This is a genomic window from Legionella lansingensis (assembly GCF_900187355.1).
GTDB lineage: Bacteria > Pseudomonadota > Gammaproteobacteria > Legionellales > Legionellaceae > Tatlockia > Tatlockia lansingensis.
On sequence record NZ_LT906451.1, the window covers coordinates 663,374 to 685,748 of the forward strand.

The window sequence follows — 22,375 nt, forward strand, 5'->3', positions numbered from 1 at the left end:
TCATAAAAAGGAAATTACAGCAAGTAGCCTGGGTGAAACGCAACCCGAGTTTCAGATGAAACCCGAGTTTCAGATGAAACCCGAGTTTCAGATGAAACCCGAGTTTCAGCCCTTCGGGCTTCCACCCAGGCTACTTTTTCTCTTTCTTTAACTCTTTCAACAGCAAACGGCGGAATGCTAGATAATCGACTTCGAGGGCATGCCTGATGCTTCCTTTATAGTTGCGACGTGTTTGCTTGATTTCCTTTTTGATTTTATCCACCAAATTGGCTGGTCGCTGCAAAGTGCCGGCAATGATTTTCGCAGCAATTTTGGCTTGATAATCAGCAAGGGGCCAGATACAGCCTTGGGGTTGCACCAATCCAATAAAATATAGGTTGTCAAATTCTGGATGCATCATTTTGCGGTAAAGTGAGATATCTGTTTTAGTGCTGTATTCAATTAATTCCTTATCAAAAAATGGAAAACTTATCTTATAACCCGTTGCAAAAATCACCACATCAAAATCATCGTTCCGTCCATCAACAAAGTGAACAGTATTTCCTTCAAAGCGCTCAATGCCTGCGCGAGGGAGAATTTTCCCATGCCTTATGAAATAGAGAAGCTCAGAATTAATGGTCGGATGAATTTCTAGTGGCTTACAGGTGGGTTTTTGTAATTTATATTTGGGATAGCGTCCCTGGAGTATACGAATGGCCCCCTTAGCCAGGTGCTGTTTCAATCCCAACGGAATCCAATTGATTTTGGAGAAAAGGATATCGGTTGGTTTGCCGAAGATAAATTTAGGAAAAATATGTTGACCTCGACGCATGCTAATGCATGTTTTTGGGGATATGCGGGAAATTTCTACGGCAATATCACATGCTGAATTGCCTCCACCGACTACAAGTACTCGCTTATCTTTAAAGGGAGCCGCTTTTTTATACTGATGAGCGTGCAGTGTTTCACCTAGAAACGCACCAGGGTACTGAGGCGATAAGGGATCCCAATGATGTCCATTGGCTACCAATAGATAGTCAAAGTCAGCTTCAAATTGCCCTCTCTCATCTCGGTAAATGACTCGCCATCGATTGTTTTCAACGGGGTAGGCTTTCTCCACCGTTGAATTGAATTTTATAAATTGATGTAATTTAAAATACTCTGCGTAATCTGCAAAATATTTTAGTATCTGGACATGAGATGGATAATCCGGATATTCCCAAGGCATGGGAAAATCTTCAAACTCAGACAAGCGCTTAGAGCTAATGATATGCGTGGTTTCATAAATGCTTGAGTGCGTATTTTCTTCGTCGAAAACCCAATTACCACCTAACTGAGAATTCTTCTCGAAGACCGTGATATTATACAACCCTTCTTGAAGGAGGTTTTTTGCGGCAGCAATTCCAGAGGGGCCTGCACCAATGATACAAATTTTCAAGGCATTCGGAGATATTTTCATCATAAAAACAACATTCACGAAACTGTTCATTAAACCGTGTCACTCCCGCGTAGGCGGGAATCCATTCTGGAATGGCACGAGGCTTTAATCAAGGATGGAATCCCCGCCTACGCGGGGATGACACGGTTCGATAAACACTCTCACATTCACGGACTAGTTAACCTTATAAGCGCTTCTTTTTATCGTTTCCAGGCTAACCATGCTTTTTATTCGTCTTATTTATTACCGCTAGCACGTTTTCGAGCATTATTTTCTGAATTTCTTTGTTCTTGTCAATCGTAAAGTGATTTACATAAGTATCTTTAAGCTTAGAAACATCAAAATTATTTACATATGTAAATTCTGGATCAACGGCTTTGATTTTAAGTCCACTGAACAACGGCACTAAAGCAGGTTTGTAAAGATTAAGAACATATTTGACATTGGGGGGAACTTCAACGGGTGCTACTGCATCCACTGTGATCAGCAAATCCACAGGAATATGGGCGCGATAGAGGTTTTGTGCAACCTTAATCTGTTCGTTAGCTCCCAGGGAGTGTCCTATCAAAATGATAGGTCCATTCAGGGTCTTGTTCTTGCGATGCGCAATGATATAGTCGCTTAATTTGTTGGCTTTGTACCATATGGTACTCGCTGTTCTAACTTTGTATTGCCTATCCAAGGTATTTTCTAGGCGATTCATCCCAGTACTAAATACCCCGCCCAAGCCACGCATGGTATAAACTTGTCCTGGCTTGTATTTTGCTCCTTCTTTGTTTTTGGAAGGGGTCTGTGAGGCAAGATCCATACAGTTTGTGAGGAATAGGGTGCTTAGCAATAAAATGAATGAAAGAACCACAGAGGAAATTGTGCGATAAGATAAAGCGCTCATTTTCTTATTTTTAAGTCATTTGTGTACTAATTTTTAATTCTACATAAATTTTTACGTGCCGTAAAATTTGCAATACTTAGGAACGTTCTCTGATAAGTTGAAAGTTTAAATAAAAAACCTAAAATTACTGTATTCTGCCTGAAAGATCTAAGTTACACAGAGGAAATGAAAGCGATGTCAAGTAAACCGGTCTTAAAAATGGGTAATAGGCAATTGGCAATCTCGTCGGTCCCTCTTGAGAACTTTGAGCATCAAGGAGGTTCTTATCCCGGATTGACTGACTTGCTGCAGGATATGTTAGACACTATGAAAGAGAAGGGTGGGGTGGGTATTGCTGCTCCACAAATCGGTTGTAATAAACGCGTGATCATGTTTGGCTTTGAAAAGAGTCAGCGTTACCCTAAGGAAAAACCTGTTCCGTTTACAATATTAATTAATCCTGTTCTAAAAATTCTGTCTACCGACATGAATGATGGATGGGAAGGCTGTTTAAGTGTTCCTGGCTTAAGAGGCCTTGTTTCTCGTTATAATAAAATCGCCTATTGTGGCTTCGACCCACAAGGGAAAAGGATTGAAGGCATTGCCCAAGGGTTCCATGCAAGAATTATTCAGCATGAATGTGATCATCTTGACGGTATTTTATTTCCCCAAAGATTACAGGATCTGCGCTTTTTTGGTTTTGAAGATGAACTTCAACTTTAAATTGATTTCTCGATCTTCAAGTTGATAGATTAAAAACCGAATTACCGTGGCTTGACCACGGTATCTAGTGATCTTCAATGAACCATGGATACCGTGGTCAAAACCACGGTAGTTCGATGTTCTAAAAAACCCAAACAATAGGGAACGTCCCTAAAAACTTGAAGATCGAATGATTTATTTATCTTTGATACTCATACGTGCAAAAACTCGCGCAATTTCCTGGGTTAAACAACTAAGGTTAGTATTCACGCTAATTACAAGCGATTCAATGTTAACCACGGGGACTTTGGTGTGATAATAGACGGTTCCTTTTTTAACAAGTTCGTCTTCATGATAGATAAGATACTCAGCTGCGAGGGAGCTGTAACCATGAACATCAATGTCCAACTGCGAAATATCAATCTGCAAGTGATAGCCAGGTTTGAATCGACTGTTCCACGGTGAACTTTCGACAATGGCTCCGGGCAGTAAATTGGAAAGATTCGTTTCCACAACCCGTGTTATGTTTTTATCGAGTGCCTCAGCCCACTGATGATATTCTTCCAGCTCTAGACGATGGGGTGTGCAATGAATCATCAATTGTGGTTTTTCAGTATATGGAGGAATATTTATTTCATCGATTCCTATTTGTAGGTAACGGTAGGGCTGACCGTTTTGTTTTTGTGGTGGAAGAGGATTTAATAGATAAAACTGCGCTTCCTTGCTACGTCCGCAAGCAAGAAGGAGAAAACTCAGTGTTAACAGCAAAGTTATTTTAGTTATTTTCACCGTTTACCTCGTAGCAAGGATTCTGGGTACCTTGATAAATAATCCATTAAATTTTGAGTGGAATAAGCCGCATTAGAAATTTGCTTTAAGCTCTGATCGAGATAAGCCACAACACTGGGCACATTTTGATTTAGGCTATAAGCTAATCTATCGAGACTTTCAGCCATTCTATGGGCTGCTTCAATCGTGTCACGGACTTCTCGTGAGCGTACCAATTCACTGATGTCTTGAAGTGTCTTTTTGGCAGCGTCTAATGCCTCATCAATGCTTGTGGATTTCTCAATGATATTTTGAGTAGGGAAGATAGGGTAGCCATGATAATAAGTCTGTTTGAACTTCCTTGGTGAAGATGATTTTATCAACTCTACTTCTGCGACACCGGTTAGTAAATTGGGTTTGCTTATATTGCCAATGTAACCATTATTAATTAGAAGACGTATTGGGTCTTGGCTAAAGCCAAAGGTTTTCTCAACGAAAAATTGCACATATACAGGAATTCTGACATTCGTCCCGGCCTTATTTTCCGTTATTTCAATAAGATTGACTTCACCGATCTTAACACCACGATAAGTGACAGGTGCTGCGGCTGTTAATCCCCTGAGTGAGCCTTTGAAAAACATAACAAAGGTTTGCACTTGGGCACGTTTGTACTCTTCATAAAAAAAGGCGGCGCCCAGAAGCATCAAACAAAGAGCACCAACCACAAAGACACCCACCAATGTATAAAATCGTTCGTGACGCATTTTTGTCCTAGATCATAAATGTAATGTACACACTGACTACTACTAGCCAGAATAAGCTGCGAGTCATGATTCGAGACACTGCTTTTCTTAAGGATAGATGCCTAACAGCTGCTTCATAATAATAATAGCCAGCGGCCAAACTCACAACGGCACATAAAATTAAGGTCTTAAACGCTGAGTAAATGAGATCATAGATGGTGGTTGCACTTGTTATGTGCAGCATAAAATCATAAGTGGTATAGGACAACATGTAGCGGAAAGTGATATAAAAACTTATTAAAATCGTGACAACTGTGTAAGTATACAACAGCAAAGACGTGATATTCATTCCAGTGATGATTGGCCAAACATGCTCGAGAATGACTTCCTCAGGATTCTGTCGATACCTTCGTACCCTTGTATTGATTAGATGTAAGGCTGCCTGGATACATAAAATAAAACCGAGTAATAAAGGCAATACTTCATGAGTAAGAACATTTTGCGCAGTGGGTAGTACTTTATGGTGCAAATGAAAAGGACTAAGGAGAATGTAAACGGTTTGCGAAACCGATATACCAAGCAATGCACAAATAAATACGAGCGGAATCACTAGCCGGGCACCGGAATAATAGATAATTTCCACCATATTTCCCCAGGCAATGGATAATTCACCAAATAACACATCTTTTAGGCTATGACATAAATGCCCGAAAAAACGAAAAATCAACACTAGGGAATAAATAAACTTTATAGTATGTAAACCCAAACGGCGAAAGACATACATATTTTAATCCTTTAACGTGTCATCCCGAGCGATGTCTGTTCATCTCAGCTAAGGTCTTATTTTAAAAAATATACTTAAGAGAATAACATGTTGGTTTTTTAATTTATAGCATCGCATTTCTCAGCCAAACCCAGGAGATTCTTCGCTACACTAGAATAACAGAAAAAATATTCACCATAATTGAATTTGATTGTTAGAGTAATGTGGTTGATACTCTTCAACTGGTCTGCGGAAAGGTCCAAGGCTGCCTTTTCGTTCTAACTGTACCTCAGGAGTTTGTATTATGTTACCCTCGTCGTTAGAGGGTGCCGAGGAGGTAAGCAAAGACAGAGCTGGTGAGACGTCCAGTGCATCGTTATTATCAGTGGTTCTATAGTCTTGTTCTATCTTGCTTAACTCAATTTGCAGTTGCTCTCTTACTCTTGCTTCATTAAACTTGTGCAATAGACATTTTATTCCAAACACCACTCCAATTGCGACAACTGATCCAACGGTTAGAATTAATGCTGGAGGTAGAAAACACCAGGCAGCCATAATTCCAAGCAATAGAATTGAAGTAATAAGATTAATGATCAAAGCGTTTCTATGCTTACGAAAACCATACTCATTTCGGGCATAAGTCTGGTGAATGAGTAGCTGAGAGGATTCGTGTATGGATGGCCGATTTTTATGTTTAGAATAGCTTTGGGTTAAGTCAGTTATTTCTTTGATAACATCAACGGCTGATGCTGCTACAAATAGTCCAGCTACTAAGGGTGTCATTGGTGTAGCGGCAATCATCCAAAAAATGTAGCCGGTTATATTTAATGAGCTTTTTACTAAAAGAATAAAATTGTCATGGATTCTGTTCAATAATGTTCTTTTTGCGTCAACCTGATTTTGATAAAAAATTACAGCGCTGCTTATTACAGTGTATGCTAGCCCTAAGACAGGCAAACCTCGTGCTGAGGTTAATAATATTCCCAGTGCAGAGAGCACGGGTGCGAAAACCGGTGCAGATAAGATAGATGCCACAAAGAATATGAATGTTCCGCCATATATAAACAGCGTGAGCTTTCGTATAGCTGTTTTGTTATCAATTAACTTTAAAATATAAGAAATTTGAGGATGTTCTTCACGATTTAATTTCAGAAGCAATTCATAAAGAGTAAGGTTTAAATATTTTTCCCAGTTAGAAGGAGGAATATTTAAACGGTTTAATAAAGCCTTAACCTTTGCGAGAATTTGGGGATCTGAATGAATGCGAGTGCCATGATAATTCGTCTTTAATTCATCGAGGCGATAATTATAATAGCGCAAGTGTTTCTTAAGGGATTTAGAGTGGGCGCCCTTTAGATACTGTTCAAAATGATTTAGATCGTCAATTAATCTATGCAATGAGATAAGTCAATTAATAATTTTATGGGATTATAAAAGATTAAGCTTAATGAATTATTAACATTCGATCTTCAAGTTCTTCCACCGAATTGCCTCAAATTATCTGTTGCCGAAGGATGACGTAAATAAGTCCATAAATTGCTTCGTTGCCTCAATATGGCTGTTGCCGAGCGAGAGGAACAGAAATGGGGCAAGTGAATATGGATTTGTATCTAAAAATACAGCGTATCCGCTATCAACGAGGCAATAGAGCGTTAAAAAAACGCATTCTGGATGAATTTTGCGAGACGCATCATTATCATCGCAAAGCAGCAGCTCGTTTATTAAGACAGTTACCCATTTCTGATAAAAGTCCGAAGAAAGTTGGAAAAAAGAAGACCTATGACCCATCCATATTGCTGGAGCCTTTAAAAAAGATATGGCTTGGCACGGATCAGATGTGTGGTAAACGATTAAAGAGAGCTCTTCCCTTATGGTTACCTCATTATCAAAATCATTATGAGCCTTTAGCGGCGGAGATATCCTCTCAACTGCTAACCATGAGCGCTGCTACAATTGATCGCTTACTCAAGCCTGTTAAAACTCGCTATGGAAAAGGCTTAAGTGGAACAAAGCCTGGAAGTATTCTCAGGAATCAAATTCCAGTCAATACGAATCAGTGGAATACTAACGAAGTGGGTTTTATGGAGGCCGACAGCGTTGCGCATTGTGGAGCATCACTAGCCGGTGATTTTGTTTGGTCTATTACGCTGACGGATATTTTCAGTGGCTGGACAGAAATGCGGGCCACTTGGAATAAAGGAGCTCATGGTGTCTTGGGGGGTATTCAAGACATAGAAAAAAATTTACCTTTTGAAATCAAAGGGTTTGATTGTGATAACGGCTCAGAGTTTCTCAATTGGCATCTCATTCATTATTTTACTGAGCGGGACCCACAAAAAGCGGTTCAATTTACTCGCTCTCGTCCTTATAAAAAAGACGATAATGCACATGTTGAACAAAAGAACTGGACTCATGTGCGTCAACTGTTTGGTTATCATCGTTTTGGTAATCCAAAGCTCGTTGAGCTTATGAATGACTTATATTCTAACGAAGTCTCCTTGTTATTTAATTTTTTCTATCCTTGCATTAAGCTCATTGACAAAGTACGAATTCAATCCCGTGTAATCAAAAAATATGATCAACCCCAAACGCCCTATCAGCGACTGATGACGTCGAATGGTCTTACTCTCGCTCAGAAAACAAAATTACAAGAGACCTTTAATACACTCGACCCGTTTGACTTGCAAAAAAAGATTCAAAAAAAGCTAAAATTAATATTTAGATTAGTGAATATTCAACATGTAAAACAAAGAAAGGCTCTTTAATGAAAGTCTTATTCAATATTGTAAAAAGACAGGAACATAAAGCCTGTGGATATGATGGACGAGTCCTTCGGACCAGCCTGTGCCCTATGGGACGTGTGGACAAAACTATGAATAACAAAAAGACGTTATTCACAGTTATTGCCCACACTCACAGGCTTCTCGCCCACACACCCACCAGGCTCAATAGCAATTATTTTTTAATCGCAACAAAACCTCTCAAAAGCAACACCTATTCTGAGGCAACGACTCAGTATATTTTTTGTCCTTCGGCAACAGGTTCTATTGAGGCAACAGGTGGGAGGGGGTCACCCGGTTGTCGCAAACGCGCCAACCAGGCTTGTATCTTTAAAAAGTAGGCAGAAATGCTTAATCTCAAGGGCACTTGAGATGGGAGAAGAGATCTTGTAACCAGGCAAGGCATAAAGCCTGAGGTGTAGATTAGGACCTTCTCCCCGCTTATCAATCGACCGAACAGTATCTTAGGCCGCTCCATCAAAGTAAGCCTGTATTCGCAAGCTTGGTCAATGATAAATATAACCTCAAGTATTTTTTACAGCCATTGGAGATTAGCATGAGTGCATATGAATTTGTAGGTGTTGATATTGCTAAGGATAAATTTGATAGTGCCCTGGAAATCAATAATCGCATGCAAGCATGCTGTTTTTTCTAATAACGAACAGGGATACAAAGCTTTCCTCAAATGGCTTGAGCAATACACGATATCTCCTTGGGTCTGTATGGAAGCGACTGGCCATTACAGTGAGGGACTGGCTGATTTCTTAGCTGAGAAAGGAATTCGTGTCAGTGTGGTTAATCCCTTTCAAATCAAGAGCTTTGCTAAAGCCTCCTTGGCACGCAATAAAAATGATAGGATTGATGCCAAAATCATTGCACAATTTGGTCAACGTATGGAACCACGCATTTATCAATCCAACTCTGCTGAGCAAAAAGAAATAAGAGAGTTAACCAAAGTCTTGGATATGCTGAAAGCTCAGGTTATTCAGTTAACCAATCAACTGCATAGCATTAGAGGTCATGCGGCACAGAAAAGCTTAAAGAAAATGATTGAGAAGCTTGAGCAAGAAATAAAGCGTATTCAACAACAAATTGATGAACTCATTAACAATAATCAGCAGCTTAAAGAAAAATTCGAATTGTTACTTTCCATTAAGGGAATAGGCAAACTCACCGCCTATCATGTGCTGGCTCGAATACCTGACATCCAGTGCTTTCAAACAGCTAAACAATTCGCTGCTTATATGGGCATTACGCCAAAACAACAGCAATCCGGATCTCTTATTGGCAAAACGACCATCTCAAGACTTGGAGATAGTCGATTAAGAAAAGCTCTTTATATGGCTGCTTTAGTTGCCAAACGTTACAACAAGTCTCTTCTGCCTTTTATCAATAAACTGCAAACTAAAGGCAAAACACCGAAAACAATCATTTGTGCCGTGATGCGTAAATTAGCTCACATCATTTTCGGTGTCTTAAAGAATAAACAACCTTTTAATGAAAATGTTGCTTGCTTTTAAAGACAGTATCTACACTTGCTTAAATGCCCCTCATCCTCCAACACGTTATGTTTATGGCAAATCAATGTGATTGCGAGTGGAGTTTGTTTATTAATGGATTAGGATTTCAGGAGGAATGATGACAACCAATATTTATACGGAAGCCTTATCTCGACTTGATATGGCTTTTTCTTATGCTGAAATTGATCCGGAAGTCGTAGAAAAATTAAAACACTCTAAACTTTGCATGAAAGTTTCTGTTCCTGTTCGCATGGACGATGGAAGCTTAAAAATATTTAATGGCTTTCGAGTACACTACAATGACTTACGTGGCCCAACAAAAGGAGGGGTTCGTTTTCACCCTTCGGTGAATATGGGAGAGATGGAAGCATTTGCTTTTTTGATGACAATGAAGTGTGCTGTGGTAGGAATTCCTTTTGGTGGAGCTAAAGGTGGTATTAGTATAGATCCCAAAGAATTGTCTCCCATGGAGTTAGAGCGGTTAAGCCGAAATTATATTGATCTTATTGCCGATTATATTGGTCCAGAAAAAGATATCCTTGCGCCGGATCTTTATACTAATCCTATGATTATGAGTTGGATGCTGGATCAATATTCTAATATCGTTCGCCATGCTTCCCCTGCTGTTATCACTGGTAAGCCTATTCCATTGGGCGGAAGCCAGGGGCGAGAAGGTGCTACAGGGCGCGGTGCTTATTATTGTATTAAAGAACTTGAGAAAGAACGCGGATGGAACGTAGAAAAAACACGTGTCGCGATCCAAGGTTTTGGAAATGTGGCTCAATCGGTTGCTGAATTGCTACATCAAGACGGATATAAAATTGTGGCTGTGAGTGATTCAAAAGGTGGTATCTTTCAAGAAGAAAGGTTAGATATACCCAAAATAATTCAAGCTAAAAAAAGTGCTAAATCAGTTACCGAAGTTTATTGCAAGGAATCAGTTTGCGAAATAATGAATGCAAAGCAAATTTCTAAGGAAAAATTACTCGAGCTCGATGTAGATATTTTAATTCCTGCAGCAATTGAAAACCAAATTACCAAAGAAAATGTAACAAAGATAAAAGCATCTGTTATTGTCGAGCTTGCACATAGCCCCACTACGGTTGATGCTGATAAGATTCTCAATAAAAAAGGTACTTTAATTGTGCCAGATATTTTGGCGAATGTAGGTGGCGTCACTGTCAGCTATTTTGAATGGGTTCAGAATAAATACGGTTATTATTGGAGTTTAAAAAAAGTTCATAAAGAATTGCATGAGAAAATATCTCAAGAATTCAAAAACATTTGTCATTTAAAGGATAAGTATAAAACGGATATGCGAACGGCAACTTATATTCATGCTTTAAATCGATATTGCGATGCTGCTACTTCTCAAGGGACATACTCTTATTTTTCTAATAAGAAAAAAAAGTAGCAGCAAGCGTGGTCTGGTTGCAAGCAACTGTCTCTTATGCACTAATGAGCAGCAGAGTACTCGCTCCCAGAAAATCATGCTAATATCAATTTTGGACTAACATATGAAAAGGATATTCAACTATGCGTAAGCATTCTATCATTATCGCTTCTTTCACTTTATTTTTAACTCAAGCCTCATTCGCCGGCACTTTTGACACCGATGATTTATCCAACAAACAATGCGATGCTATTGCAGATGCTTGCAGAAGTGCAGGTTACACTGATGAAGGTATTGGTGATAAATCGTTCTGGTTTGCTTGTATGAAACCTGTATTATATGGAAAAACTGTAAACAGTGTATCAATTGCTACAAAAGATGTTAAGGAATGTCGCAAAGCTAAAATTGCTAAACTGAAAAAAGAGTTAAAAGAATTACAATCTATAGAATAATTTTTATTTCTCGAGAAATAATGAAAAAATTAAAAAAATGTAGCCTGGTTGACGCGTTAGCGACAATCAGATTTAAGTAAATTCAAAACTCAAAGCCTTCTTTCAATGCATGAATCATATATCCAACTTCTGCCTAAGAAAATGGCCCTTTAGTCAATCCCGGGCGACTTGATTATTCTTCAAGTACCGACAATATATTTCCTGCTGGATCCTTAAACCAAGCAATATTGGGTTCTTTTTTAGATCGGCTTCTGAAAATCCCTTTTTGATCAGTTTGCAATTCCCCAGTATATTGTTCAAATTTAATCCCTTTATCTGTCAGTGCGTCTACAGCCTTATCAATGTTGTCCACTGGAAAGTTTAAAATGGTAAAAGTAGCCGGTTGATGATCTTGTTTTTGATATATAAAAATGTCAGCGCCAGTCGCCAGGTGTAATATCAATCCCATTTTATCTTCTTCAGTTACATTCAAGCCTAAAGTGTCAGCATAAAATGACTTGGCTTTTTCGAGATCGTTCACTGAAAATCCACTAAACGCTTTTGATTGTTTTAACATTTCTACTCCTGTATTTTTCATTAATAATTTTAAGTAGTATATCTTAGGGAACGTTCCTAAATAAATTGAATTGAAAAGGATGAAGCATTGACTGGAATATTCATTGCGGCTGGATTCGCACTTGTTTTGTTTTTCCTGGAAAGAATGTTTCCCCTCAGGAAGCGCAAAAGAGACACGTTTTCCCGTCTGACTGTCAATATTGCAGTTTCTATTACTACCTTTACAGTTGCCTTTCTGCTTATACGCCCAACGACGAGCTTTTTTCTCGGTTGGACCGCCAGGACATCGTTCGGACTAATACAGTGGTTTAGACTCACGGGTCTTTGGGAAGCTTTGACCGGTTTTTTTCTGTTAGATCTTAGCTTCTACTATTGGCATATTGCCAACCACAAGATTCCGTTCCTTTGGCGTTTTCACAACGCACATCATATCGATCCTGATCTTGATGTTTCCACAGGGTTCCGGTTTCACCCAGGAGAAGTGGCGCTTTCCACTGTCTTTCGAGCTATTCAGGTAGCGCTCATTGGCGTATCGGCGGGTACTTTTGTGATATATGAAGTCATATTTCAGATTGGCACTTTTTTTCATCATTCGAACCTGCGTTTTCCGTTGCGTTTGGAACGAGCACTCAACCTTATTTTCGTGACGCCAAGGATGCATGGCATTCATCACTCTAATTTCAGGAGAGAGACGGATTCGAACTACTCCGTTGTTTTTTCGGTTTGGGACAGGTTGCACCGAACGATCGGCTTAGGAGTCTCCCAGGAAGAAATCGATATCGGTGTTCCTGGATATGCGAGGGAAAAGGATAATTACTTAAAACAAGTGATGATATTACCGTTTATCCACCAACGGGAATACTGGAAGGATGAGTCAGGTCATAAGCGATTATCCCGGAGTGAAGAGATGCGGCGACGGGCCCAGTGGCTGGTGGAATAACTGGGTCTGCTGAACTAGTACCCTAGTATAGGCTCTAACCATTTTTCAGATTCGGCTAAAGTTAAGGCTTTGCGACGAGCATAATTAATTACTTGATCTTGACCAATCAAACCAATACCAAAATACCTGGATTCAGGATGTGCAATATACCAACCAGATACCGAAGATGCTGGTAACATGGCATAAGTTTCAGTGATGGTTAAATCAATATTTTTATCGGGCTCTAACATTGCCCAGAGCGTTTTCTTTTCAGTATGATCTGGACAAGCAGGGTACCCTGGAGCAGGCCGGATACCTTGATATTCTTCATTTATGATTTCTTTATTAGATAAAGACTCTGTGCTTGAATAACCCCAGTATTTTTTTCGGACTAATTCATGCATGCGTTCTGCAAAGGCTTCCGCAAATCTATCTGCCAAAGCCTTTAACATAATTGCTGAATAATCATCATTGTTTTCTTCGAACCTTTTTACATGCTTATCGATGCCAATGCCTGCAGTCACTGCGAATGCCCCCATATAATCGATTACTCCTGTTTCTTTGGGAGCAATATAATCGCTCAGGCAAAAATTAGGGTGCTGATTTTTTTTATTCGTTTGCTGGCGCAAATGATGTAATTTGTAAATGACTTTGGTTCTGTTGCTGTCAGAATAAATTTCAATATCATCATAATCCACCGAATTAGCAGGATAAAAACCTATGACCCCTTTTGCCTGCAACCACTTTTCTTTAATTATTTTATCCAACATTATTTGAGCATCATCAAATAATTTTTGTGCTGTTTTTCCAATTAATTCATTATCAAAAATTTTCGGATATGAACCATGTAGAGACCAAGTAAAGAAAAATGGCGTCCAATCAATACGCTCAACAAGGGAAGCCAAGTCAAAATCATCAAATACTTTTATGCCAGTAAACGTTGGGATAGTTATTTTATATTTGCTCCAATCTGTTTTAAACTTGTTTTCCCTACTTTGCTCTAATGAGAGCATCGTTTCGTTTCTATTCGATCGTCGTTCAAAATCTTCTCTTACTTTTGCATAATCTATATCAACTTGTTTTTTAAACTCTATACGAGTCTCTTTATTCGCCAATTTATGAGCTACACCAACAGCTTTTGATGCATCATTAACGTGTACAACACAATGATTATAATTAGGTGCAATTTTTATTGCTGTGTGTTTTTTCGAGGTGGTTGCGCCACCTATCATTAATGGTAATTCAAATCCTTGTCGTTGCATTTCCTTAGCAACATGGACCATTTCATTTAATGAGGGTGTAATTAGTCCAGATAATCCAATAATATCGCAGTTTTGCTCTTTCGCTGTTTTTAAAATAACCTCGCAAGGGACCATTACACCTAGATCTATAACCTCAAAACCATTGCACTGTAGTACAACGCTGACAATGTTTTTACCGATATCATGAACATCGCCTTTCACAGTAGCCATTAATACTTTACCGGCATTTGACTTTGATTTTCCACTGGTAAGTTTTTCTTTCTCGATAAATGGGTATAAATAGGTAACTGCTTGCTTCATTACCCTTGCTGATTTTACTACCTGCGGTAAAAACATTTTGCCATTACCAAATAGATCGCCAACGACATTCATTCCATCCATCAATGGACCATCTATTACTTTTAAGGAAGAGTTCAATAGGACTCTAGCTTCTTCTGTATCTTGTTCAATATACTCATTAATGCCATTTACTAATGCGTGAAGGAGGCGTTCATTAGTACTAAGCTTACGCCATTCTACTTCGTTTTTTACCGTGGTTTCGGTATTTTTTTTATATTTATCTGCTAAAGAAAGTAATTGATCAGTCCCATGATTAGAATCTTTGTATGTATTGAGTACAACATCATTAATCGCATCTAGCAACTCTTTTGGTACATCATCGTATACAGTTAGTTGTCCTGCGTTAACAATCCCCATATCCATGCCTGCATTAATAGCATGATATAAAAATGATGAATTAATAGCCTCACGAACAGTATTGTTACCCCGGAACGAGAAAGATACATTAGACACTCCGCCAGACACTAATGCATAGGGTAAGTTCTTTTTGATTAATCTTGTTGCTTCTATAAAATCGACAGCGTAGTTGTTGTGTTCTATTATTCCAGTTGCAATAGCGAAAATATTAGGATCAAAGATAATATCGTGAGCTGGAAACTCGAGTTCCTTCGTTAATATTTTATATGCGCGCTCGCATATGGTGTATTTTCTTTGTATAGTATCTGCCTGTCCTTGTTCATCAAATGCCATAACAATCACAGCTGCGCCATATCGTCTTGCTAATTTAGCTTGTTCTTTAAATTTTTCTTCACCTTCTTTTAATGAAATTGAATTAATGATCCCCTTGCCCTGGATGCATCTTAACCCAGACTCTATGACATCCCAATCAGACGAATCAATCATAATGGGTACTTTGCTAATATCTGGCTCAGAAGCAATATAATTTAGGAAACGTGTCATCGCTGCAGCTGAGTCCAGCATTCCTTCATCCATGTTTACATCTATTATTTGAGCCCCGTTTTCTACTTGCTGTCTTGCAACGGATAATGCAGCCTCGTAATCACCTGACTTAATTAAATTTAGAAATTTTGCGGACCCAGTGACATTAGTACGCTCACCAACATTAACAAACAAGCTATTGCTATCAATAGTTAATGCTTCAAGACCTGATAATCTACATGCAACGGAAATATGGGGGATTTTACGGCCTGGTGTATTACCTATTGTATCTATTATTGCTTTTATATGTTCAGGTGTTGTACCACAACAACCACCGATTATATTAACTAAACCACTATCCGCCCATTCTTTTAGCTGCTCTGCCATTTTAGGAGGGGATTCGTCGTATTCACCAAATTGGTTGGGTAAGCCAGCATTCGGATGGGCTGAAACATAACACTCTGCTATATTCGACATTTCCACAATATACTGTCGCAGATCCTCTGCACCCAATGCACAATTTAAACCTATGGATAAAGGTTTTATATGCTCTAATGAATTATAAAATGCTTCTGTAGTTTGACCTGTTAAAGTCCGGCCAGATCGATCTGTTATGGTACCAGAGATCATAACAGGGTAAATAATATTGTTTTGTTCAAAATATTCAGAAATCGCGAATATTGCAGCTTTTGCATTAAGCGTATCAAAAATAGTTTCTACTAATAATATATCTACACCACCGTTTATAAGTGACGTTATTGATTCTAGATAGGAGTCTTTCAATTGTACAAAATTAATATTACGAAAAGCCGGATCATTTACATCCGGCGAAATGCTGCATGTACGATTAGTTGGGCCAATCACCCCTGCAACAAACCTTGGTTTATTAGGCGTCTTTATAGTAAATTCATCAGCGGATGAACGTGCGATTTTTGCTGAAAAATAATTTATATCTGCAGAATAATCTTGCATTTTATAATCAGCCATGGCCACACGAGTAGCATTGAAAGTATTCGTTTCAATAATATCAGCGCCAGCCTCTAAATAGGCATCATGCAAGTCTTTTATTATTTTAGGTTGTGTTAGGGACAATAAATCATTGTTTCCTTTTAAGTCACACTCCCAATTATAAAATCTATCACCGCGGTAGTCTTCTTCTTTTAATTGGTGTTTTTGTATCATGGTACCCATTGCACCATCTAGAAACAAAATCCGTTCCTTTAGTAATTGATGCAATAAATCATAATTTCTAGATTTTTTCATAAATCAAGGCTTCGCTAACAGAAATAGAAGTGAAACGAGCTATTTAATTAGACATTAATCCAGCTGCTATCGTACTCATTAATCCAGCTGTTATCATGCTCATTCCATTTACTATAAATATCGGCACCACCTCTTATTTTCCAATCTGAGTCGATGGTTAGTTTGGAGCTAATACCACCGCGAGGGTTAAAATTCATTACTAAACGAAGACGTGCGGGTTTATAGGTGGTATATAAATGGTCATAAACCACATTAATAAGTCTCTCATATGAAATAACTATACTTCGCAATTGATAGACATAATTTTTTAATGATCTTAATTCAATTATTTTCTCATTCGGATACATGGTCAAAAAAATGGTTGCAAAATCAGGCTGTTGCTTCATGCCCAGAAAAGTAAATTCAGGTACTTTAATTTTGATTTCATATGCTTCTTTGGCAGGATTCGGTAATCCTATAAGGATTGAAGAGTCTATATCCTTATAAGTTGCAAATACTTCTGTCATATTGTGTTTCCTGTTTTGAGTAATGGATATCTTTGTTCCAATAGATAAAAAATGGAGAAAAAAAGAAAACTAAAAAATAATGTACTGTTCAGACTGTTTTGTAAAAATGGTATTGCTAACAAATAGCATTCCGCTAATCCATTCATTGTATGATCATACATCCCGGATAATAACCATACGCCAAAATTACTAATAACATAAAACGCAAGTGAGCCCGTTACTCCTGCTATTACAATATTTATAAGGCTTTCTTTTTTTTGAATTACAGTACCAATATACACCATAGAACACAGCCCTAGGTAGGTGAATATGATGGAATTATATAGCCCTAAATAAAGATCAGCTAATAACATTGAAAGCAAGGTGACCAAAACGGCCACGTGTTTATCCCAAAATTTTGCCCCCGCAAATAATGCTATGGCGCCAATTGGCGTAAAATTAAATGGATGCGGAATAATTCTATATAAAGCTGATAACAAAATTATTACTACTAAGATTGCAAATCGTGGCTGAAACATAATGTATCGACTGCTTGATTCCTTATATTTTTTGATATTATCACGGTAGAGAAATTTAATAAAAGAGAAAAAATCACAGATCGCGAATCGTAGTTTTAACCCCTATGATTAATTTTAAAGCTATTTCGAATTTGAGAACAAGTCGAATGGCGAGTTATCGTCCGACCTGTTGCCTCAATAGAACCTGTTGCCGAAGGACAAAAAATATACTGAGTCGTTGCCTCAGAATAGGTGTTGCTTTTGAGAGGTTTTGTTGCGATTAAAAAATAATTGCTATTGAGCCTGGTGGGTGTGTGGGCGAGAAGCCTGTGAGTGTGGGCAATAACTGTGAATAACGTCTTTTTGTTATTCATGGTTTTGTCCACACGTCCCATAGGGCACAGGCTGGTCCGAAGGACTCGTCCATCATATCCACAGGCTTTATGTTCCTGTCTTTTTACAATATTGAATAAGACTTTCATTAAAGAGCCTTTCTTTGTTTTACATGTTGAATATTCACTAATCTAAATATTAATTTTAGCTTTTTTTGAATCTTTTTTTGCAAGTCAAACGGGTCGAGTGTATTAAAGGTCTCTTGTAATTTTGTTTTCTGAGCGAGAGTAAGACCATTCGACGTCATCAGTCGCTGATAGGGCGTTTGGGGTTGATCATATTTTTTGATTACACGGGATTGAATTCGTACTTTGTCAATGAGCTTAATGCAAGGATAGAAAAAATTAAATAACAAGGAGACTTCGTTAGAATATAAGTCATTCATAAGCTCAACGAGCTTTGGATTACCAAAACGATGATAACCAAACAGTTGACGCACATGAGTCCAGTTCTTTTGTTCAACATGTGCATTATCGTCTTTTTTATAAGGACGAGAGCGAGTAAATTGAACTGCTTTTTGTGGGTCCCGCTCAGTAAAATAATGAATGAGATGCCAATTGAGAAACTCTGAGCCGTTATCACAATCAAACCCTTTGATTTCAAAAGGTAAATTTTTTTCTATGTCTTGAATACCCCCCAAGACACCATGAGCTCCTTTATTCCAAGTGGCCCGCATTTCTGTCCAGCCACTGAAAATATCCGTCAGCGTAATAGACCAAACAAAATCACCGGCTAGTGATGCTCCACAATGCGCAACGCTGTCGGCCTCCATAAAACCCACTTCGTTAGTATTCCACTGATTCGTATTGACTGGAATTTGATTCCTGAGAATACTTCCAGGCTTTGTTCCACTTAAGCCTTTTCCATAGCGAGTTTTAACAGGCTTGAGTAAGCGATCAATTGTAGCAGCGCTCATGGTTAGCAGTTGAGAGGATATCTCCGCCGCTAAAGGCTCATAATGATTTTGATAATGAGGTAACCATAAGGGAAGAGCTCTCTTTAATCGTTTACCACACATCTGATCCGTGCCAAGCCATATCTTTTTTAAAGGCTCCAGCAATATGGATGGGTCATAGGTCTTCTTTTTTCCAACTTTCTTCGGACTTTTATCAGAAATGGGTAACTGTCTTAATAAACGAGCTGCTGCTTTGCGATGATAATGATGCGTCTCGCAAAATTCATCCAGAATGCGTTTTTTTAACGCTCTATTGCCTCGTTGATAGCGGATACGCTGTATTTTTAGATACAAATCCATATTCACTTGCCCCATTTCTGTTCCTCTCGCTCGGCAACAGCCATATTGAGGCAACGAAGCAATTTATGGACTTATTTACGTCATCCTTCGGCAACAGATAATTTGAGGCAATTCGCCGAGTAACCAAAATAGGGCTACGTAATAATTTGTTAACATTTTGAGTATAAAATATTCAAAATTTAAAAATTTATGAGAGCTGTTAGACGATGTCGGACAATAAAATAAATGAGCCAGGTGAAAACACCTTTATTTATAAAATAATAACCCCGCAACTTACAGTCAAGGAATATACTGTTGAAATTAATAATACGAAAAATAATCAAACATCCTGGCTAAGCTATATCTATGCACTTTATGGCGCTTTGGATGGTTTAAGCTTGTCCTATAGTTTCCTCAAATACTCTTTTGCCATGTGTCCCTCTTCAGAGTCCATGGAGGATTGGGTGATCGAGCCAGTAGGTATGGCGGTATTATTACAAAATACGACTACATTAGTTGTGTTTTCCATGCTGGGTAATCATTTTAAAAGTGATGATAAAAACATATTAAAAAGATATATAGCCATTATATGGCCTTATTGTCGAGATCTAATCAAGGACTTAAAAGATGGTAATAGGCTGGTATTTGGCACCCTCAAGCTACTTGAGACGAATTTTGATAAATCGAATTTAAGTCAATTACTTGTTCCCTGCAGTTTATTGATTAGTGGTTTGTCAATTGCTAATCACTTTTGGGAGAGGAGTTTACTTAGTCAGCGCAAAAATATAATGAAGGCAAATGCTAATTTATTGAAAGAGATTGAAGCAGCTTCCTTATCTAAAGAAGATATTAAACTTAAACGTGAACAAATTATAAGAAAATCAGAACGGTTAAAAGCCAGTCTCTTAATTTCTTCTATTTATCAAAGCACTATTGATAGCCTGGGTTTATACATAGGTATTGTGGGAGCCTTTAGCCTTACACCGGCATTGTTTAATGTGATGGTGGCATTTTGTGCAATCTATTTTGTTGTACGCTTGGCTGCTTTTATTCATGAGGAATATGCATTTCAGAATGCACTTCTTATAGACCAGAATAAGATTGAATTAGCGTTATACAATAAAGAGATGGAATTAGAACACTCAAGTACCCCAGAGGAAATGAACCACCACATAAATGAAATAGCATTAATTATCAAAAAAATTGCTCTTGCTCGATTGATTACACCCACTTATATTTCAGCTATTTTATCTGCTGCAAAAAACGCTTCGTTTACTATTTTCGTTATTAGCCGTATCGCTTTTTTAGCAGCGAGTGTTCTGCCAGCAACGTGTCTTGTCGCGTTACCAATCATTTATGCTACCCTTGTGTCGGCTTGCTTAATTGGATTAATTACTTATGCAATTACCCAATGGCAAATTCAGCAAACGATTAGTCATCAGGAAACAGATAAAGAAGTAAAGGGGTTTTTATCGAAAATTCAACCCTATATTTCACTACAAGTTTTTCAAAATAGCCTTTTTATTCTAGATGGATTCTTTTCTGGTTTAAGAAAAGGACCCAAAAATGCAGCGCTCGTAGTAGGGGCTTTTCGTGAAAGACATGAAGATAAGGATACCTCATTCTTACTGATGAGCGTCTTGTTTTTAAGTGCCATCACTCATGGAGTAGTGCTTTCTCTAAGGGCTTATCTAAAAAATCAGTCTTGTATAGAACAAAAAAAGCCAGAACTTGTATCACCACAAGAGAGAGCTAAATTCTATGCGCGTTCAAATTACACGTTTGCTTTTTTTTCAAAAACTGAGTCTCAAAATACGATGGTGAGTGCCGCAAACCAAGCGCATAGTCCATGTCCAGCTGGAAGCTCTTGATGGCTGACAAAGAAAAATCTTTTACAACTACGCACAGAATGAATATATATTACGCTCTGGACGACGACAGGGTACTTTGATTTTGTAGTGCAGGTTTTTTCCATTGAAACATAAAAGTCAGTATACCAGCAATCAATCCCCAAAAAGCAGCTCCTATACCCATGAAGCTGATACCGGAAGCACAAACAAGAAAAGTGATTAGCGCAGCATCACGTTGGTTCTCGTCATCTAAGGCTACTTTCAAGCTATTGCCAATTGTACTTAAGAGAGCAAGTCCTGCAATAGCGAAAATCAATTCACGTGGAAAAGCAAAAAAAAGTGTTACAATGGTAGCGCCAAATATTCCAATGAAAAACCAACAGAGTCCTGCAAATATGGTAGATTTGTAGCGGCTTTTAGGATTAATGTCTGCCTCTCTGCTAGTGCAAATAGCACCTGTTAGCGCCGCTAAACTTATGGAATAACTACCCAATGGAGCGAAAATGAAATTAATAAAGCCAGTAAAGCTAATAACCGGTGAGATAGGTGGATGGAACCCGGAGGCGTGAAGAACAGCAATACCAGGGATATTTTGAGAGCTAAGCGTAACAAAGAATAAAGGTATACCAACACTAATTAGCGTTGATAACTTAAATACTGGGGCTGTGAAGATAGGTGTAGCAAGAGCAAAGTGAACATGGTCTAAATGAAATAGGCCCTTTATTTCTGCCACCGAGATTCCAACAAGTAGGACCACGATGATCACATAACGTGGAAATAGTCGTTTTCCAAGCAAATAAGTAATAAGCATGGATGAAATTAAAATGAATTGTGCTTGCATGGCCACAAAAACATTCATTCCAAAGTGAATTAAAATACCTGCTAACATGGCGGAAGTAAGTGAACGTGGGATGTGAGTGATTGCCTTCTCAAAGGCACCTGTGAGTCCTGTTAAAATAGTAAGAAACGATGCGAAAATAAACACTCCTGTTGCTTCCGGCATTGATACCCCAGATAGGCTTGTGACAAGTAAAGCAGCACCTGGAGTTGACCAACCGGTTAAGATAGGCATGCGATAATAAAGAGAAAGTCCAATGCAGGTCGCTGCCATACTCATGCCTAAAGCAAAAAGCCAGGAACTGATTTCTGCAGGCGTAGCTCCAGCAGTTGTGGCGGCTTGAAAGACTAAAACTGCTGAGCTAGTGAAGCCCACCATCACGGCAATAAATCCTGCTGCCATATTAGAAAAAGAAAAATACCTAAGCATGC

At 38.4% G+C, this 22,375-nt stretch carries 21 protein-coding genes; 8 read left to right on the forward strand and 13 right to left on the reverse strand.

The genetic code is table 11. From position 1 onward, the window contains the following. Positions 1 to 130: 130 nt before the first annotated feature. Complete coding sequence (locus tag CKV79_RS03195; RefSeq protein WP_095141844.1) at positions 131 to 1,441, reverse strand: flavin-containing monooxygenase; 1,311 nt, start codon at positions 1,439 to 1,441, stop codon at positions 131 to 133. Between the two features lie 190 nt (positions 1,442 to 1,631). Beyond that, positions 1,632 to 2,309 carry a lipase family protein gene (locus CKV79_RS03200; protein ID WP_028373558.1) on the reverse strand — a complete coding sequence of 226 codons (678 nt, stop codon included), beginning with the start codon at positions 2,307 to 2,309 and terminating at the stop codon, positions 1,632 to 1,634. A 174-nt stretch (positions 2,310 to 2,483) separates the two neighbouring features. Between CKV79_RS03200 and def the strand changes: the two genes are divergently transcribed. After that, entirely contained in the window at positions 2,484 to 3,011 is a 528-nt protein-coding gene (gene def / locus CKV79_RS03205; RefSeq protein WP_028373557.1) for a peptide deformylase, read from the forward strand. 174 nt (positions 3,012 to 3,185) lie between these two features. Here the strand turns inward: def and CKV79_RS03210 are convergent, their stop codons facing one another. From CKV79_RS03210 to CKV79_RS03225, 4 genes are all read right to left on the reverse strand, one after another. Then, positions 3,186 to 3,779, reverse strand: a complete 594-nt coding sequence (locus CKV79_RS03210) for a PqiC family protein (RefSeq protein ID WP_028373556.1) — start codon at positions 3,777 to 3,779, stop codon at positions 3,186 to 3,188. Further along, entirely contained in the window at positions 3,776 to 4,462 is a 687-nt protein-coding gene (locus CKV79_RS03215) for an MlaD family protein (protein WP_028373555.1), read from the reverse strand. Before CKV79_RS03215 ends, CKV79_RS03210 begins: the two co-directional genes overlap by 4 nt. Positions 4,463 to 4,529: 67 nt before the next feature. Further along, on the reverse strand, positions 4,530 to 5,285 hold the full coding sequence (locus tag CKV79_RS03220) for an ABC transporter permease (protein ID WP_028373554.1): 756 nt from the start codon (positions 5,283 to 5,285) through the stop codon (positions 4,530 to 4,532). Between the two features lie 171 nt (positions 5,286 to 5,456). Next, complete coding sequence (locus tag CKV79_RS03225; protein WP_131796085.1) at positions 5,457 to 6,584, reverse strand: hypothetical protein; 1,128 nt, start codon at positions 6,582 to 6,584, stop codon at positions 5,457 to 5,459. Positions 6,585 to 6,847: 263 nt separating this feature from the next. Here CKV79_RS03225 and CKV79_RS03230 point away from each other — a divergent pair, with 263 nt between their 5' ends. The 5 genes from CKV79_RS03230 (at position 6,848) to CKV79_RS03250 (ending at position 11,409) form a co-directional block, all read left to right on the forward strand. Beyond that, a complete protein-coding gene (locus CKV79_RS03230) occupies positions 6,848 to 8,029 on the forward strand; it encodes an integrase (protein WP_095141685.1) in 1,182 nt (393 codons plus the stop codon). Next, complete coding sequence (locus CKV79_RS03235) at positions 8,029 to 8,385, forward strand: hypothetical protein (protein ID WP_095141708.1); 357 nt, start codon at positions 8,029 to 8,031, stop codon at positions 8,383 to 8,385. The genes CKV79_RS03230 and CKV79_RS03235 overlap by 1 nt, the downstream gene beginning before the upstream one ends. Before the next feature lie 267 nt (positions 8,386 to 8,652). Continuing rightward, a complete protein-coding gene (locus CKV79_RS03240) occupies positions 8,653 to 9,564 on the forward strand; it encodes an IS110 family RNA-guided transposase (RefSeq protein WP_157737126.1) in 912 nt (303 codons plus the stop codon). Between the two features lie 118 nt (positions 9,565 to 9,682). Further along, positions 9,683 to 10,978 carry a Glu/Leu/Phe/Val family dehydrogenase gene (locus CKV79_RS03245; protein ID WP_028374233.1) on the forward strand — a complete coding sequence of 432 codons (1,296 nt, stop codon included), beginning with the start codon at positions 9,683 to 9,685 and terminating at the stop codon, positions 10,976 to 10,978. A 122-nt stretch (positions 10,979 to 11,100) separates the two neighbouring features. Beyond that, positions 11,101 to 11,409 (forward strand): hypothetical protein, encoded by a 309-nt coding sequence (locus CKV79_RS03250; protein WP_028374232.1) that lies wholly within the window; start codon positions 11,101 to 11,103, stop codon positions 11,407 to 11,409. Between the two features lie 172 nt (positions 11,410 to 11,581). Here the strand turns inward: CKV79_RS03250 and CKV79_RS03255 are convergent, their stop codons facing one another. Continuing rightward, entirely contained in the window at positions 11,582 to 11,965 is a 384-nt protein-coding gene (locus tag CKV79_RS03255) for a VOC family protein (protein WP_028374231.1), read from the reverse strand. A gap of 87 nt (positions 11,966 to 12,052) precedes the next feature. On the opposite strand from CKV79_RS03255, the gene CKV79_RS03260 reads away from it, so the two are divergent. After that, positions 12,053 to 12,904: a sterol desaturase family protein gene (locus CKV79_RS03260; RefSeq protein WP_028374230.1), complete on the forward strand. Its 852-nt coding sequence runs from the start codon at positions 12,053 to 12,055 to the stop codon at positions 12,902 to 12,904. Positions 12,905 to 12,918: 14 nt separating this feature from the next. Here the strand turns inward: CKV79_RS03260 and metH are convergent, their stop codons facing one another. The 5 genes from metH to CKV79_RS03285 all read right to left on the reverse strand — a co-directional run bounded on the left by metH (position 12,919) and on the right by CKV79_RS03285 (position 19,292). Continuing rightward, entirely contained in the window at positions 12,919 to 16,626 is a 3,708-nt protein-coding gene (metH, locus tag CKV79_RS03265; RefSeq protein WP_035916279.1) for a methionine synthase, read from the reverse strand. Positions 16,627 to 16,673: 47 nt separating this feature from the next. Continuing rightward, complete coding sequence (locus tag CKV79_RS03270; protein ID WP_051546283.1) at positions 16,674 to 17,132, reverse strand: preQ(1) synthase; 459 nt, start codon at positions 17,130 to 17,132, stop codon at positions 16,674 to 16,676. Then, complete coding sequence (locus CKV79_RS03275) at positions 17,129 to 17,650, reverse strand: DUF6580 family putative transport protein (protein ID WP_035916277.1); 522 nt, start codon at positions 17,648 to 17,650, stop codon at positions 17,129 to 17,131. The genes CKV79_RS03270 and CKV79_RS03275 overlap by 4 nt, the downstream gene beginning before the upstream one ends. Positions 17,651 to 17,745: 95 nt before the next feature. Then, the gene (locus CKV79_RS03280; protein WP_095141712.1) at positions 17,746 to 18,111 is read right to left on the reverse strand and encodes a hypothetical protein; all 366 of its coding nucleotides are present in this window, start codon (positions 18,109 to 18,111) and stop codon (positions 17,746 to 17,748) included. Continuing rightward, positions 18,111 to 19,292, reverse strand: coding sequence for an integrase (locus tag CKV79_RS03285; protein ID WP_095141685.1), 1,182 nt, complete (start codon positions 19,290 to 19,292; stop codon positions 18,111 to 18,113). Before CKV79_RS03285 ends, CKV79_RS03280 begins: the two co-directional genes overlap by 1 nt. 191 nt (positions 19,293 to 19,483) lie before the next feature. On the opposite strand from CKV79_RS03285, the gene CKV79_RS03290 reads away from it, so the two are divergent. Further along, positions 19,484 to 21,127 (forward strand): hypothetical protein, encoded by a 1,644-nt coding sequence (locus tag CKV79_RS03290; protein ID WP_028373915.1) that lies wholly within the window; start codon positions 19,484 to 19,486, stop codon positions 21,125 to 21,127. Between the two features lie 49 nt (positions 21,128 to 21,176). On the opposite strand, the gene CKV79_RS03295 is transcribed toward CKV79_RS03290, so the two are convergent. Beyond that, positions 21,177 to 22,373: a benzoate/H(+) symporter BenE family transporter gene (locus CKV79_RS03295; protein ID WP_028373916.1), complete on the reverse strand. Its 1,197-nt coding sequence runs from the start codon at positions 22,371 to 22,373 to the stop codon at positions 21,177 to 21,179. Between the last annotated feature and the right edge of the window lie 2 nt (positions 22,374 to 22,375).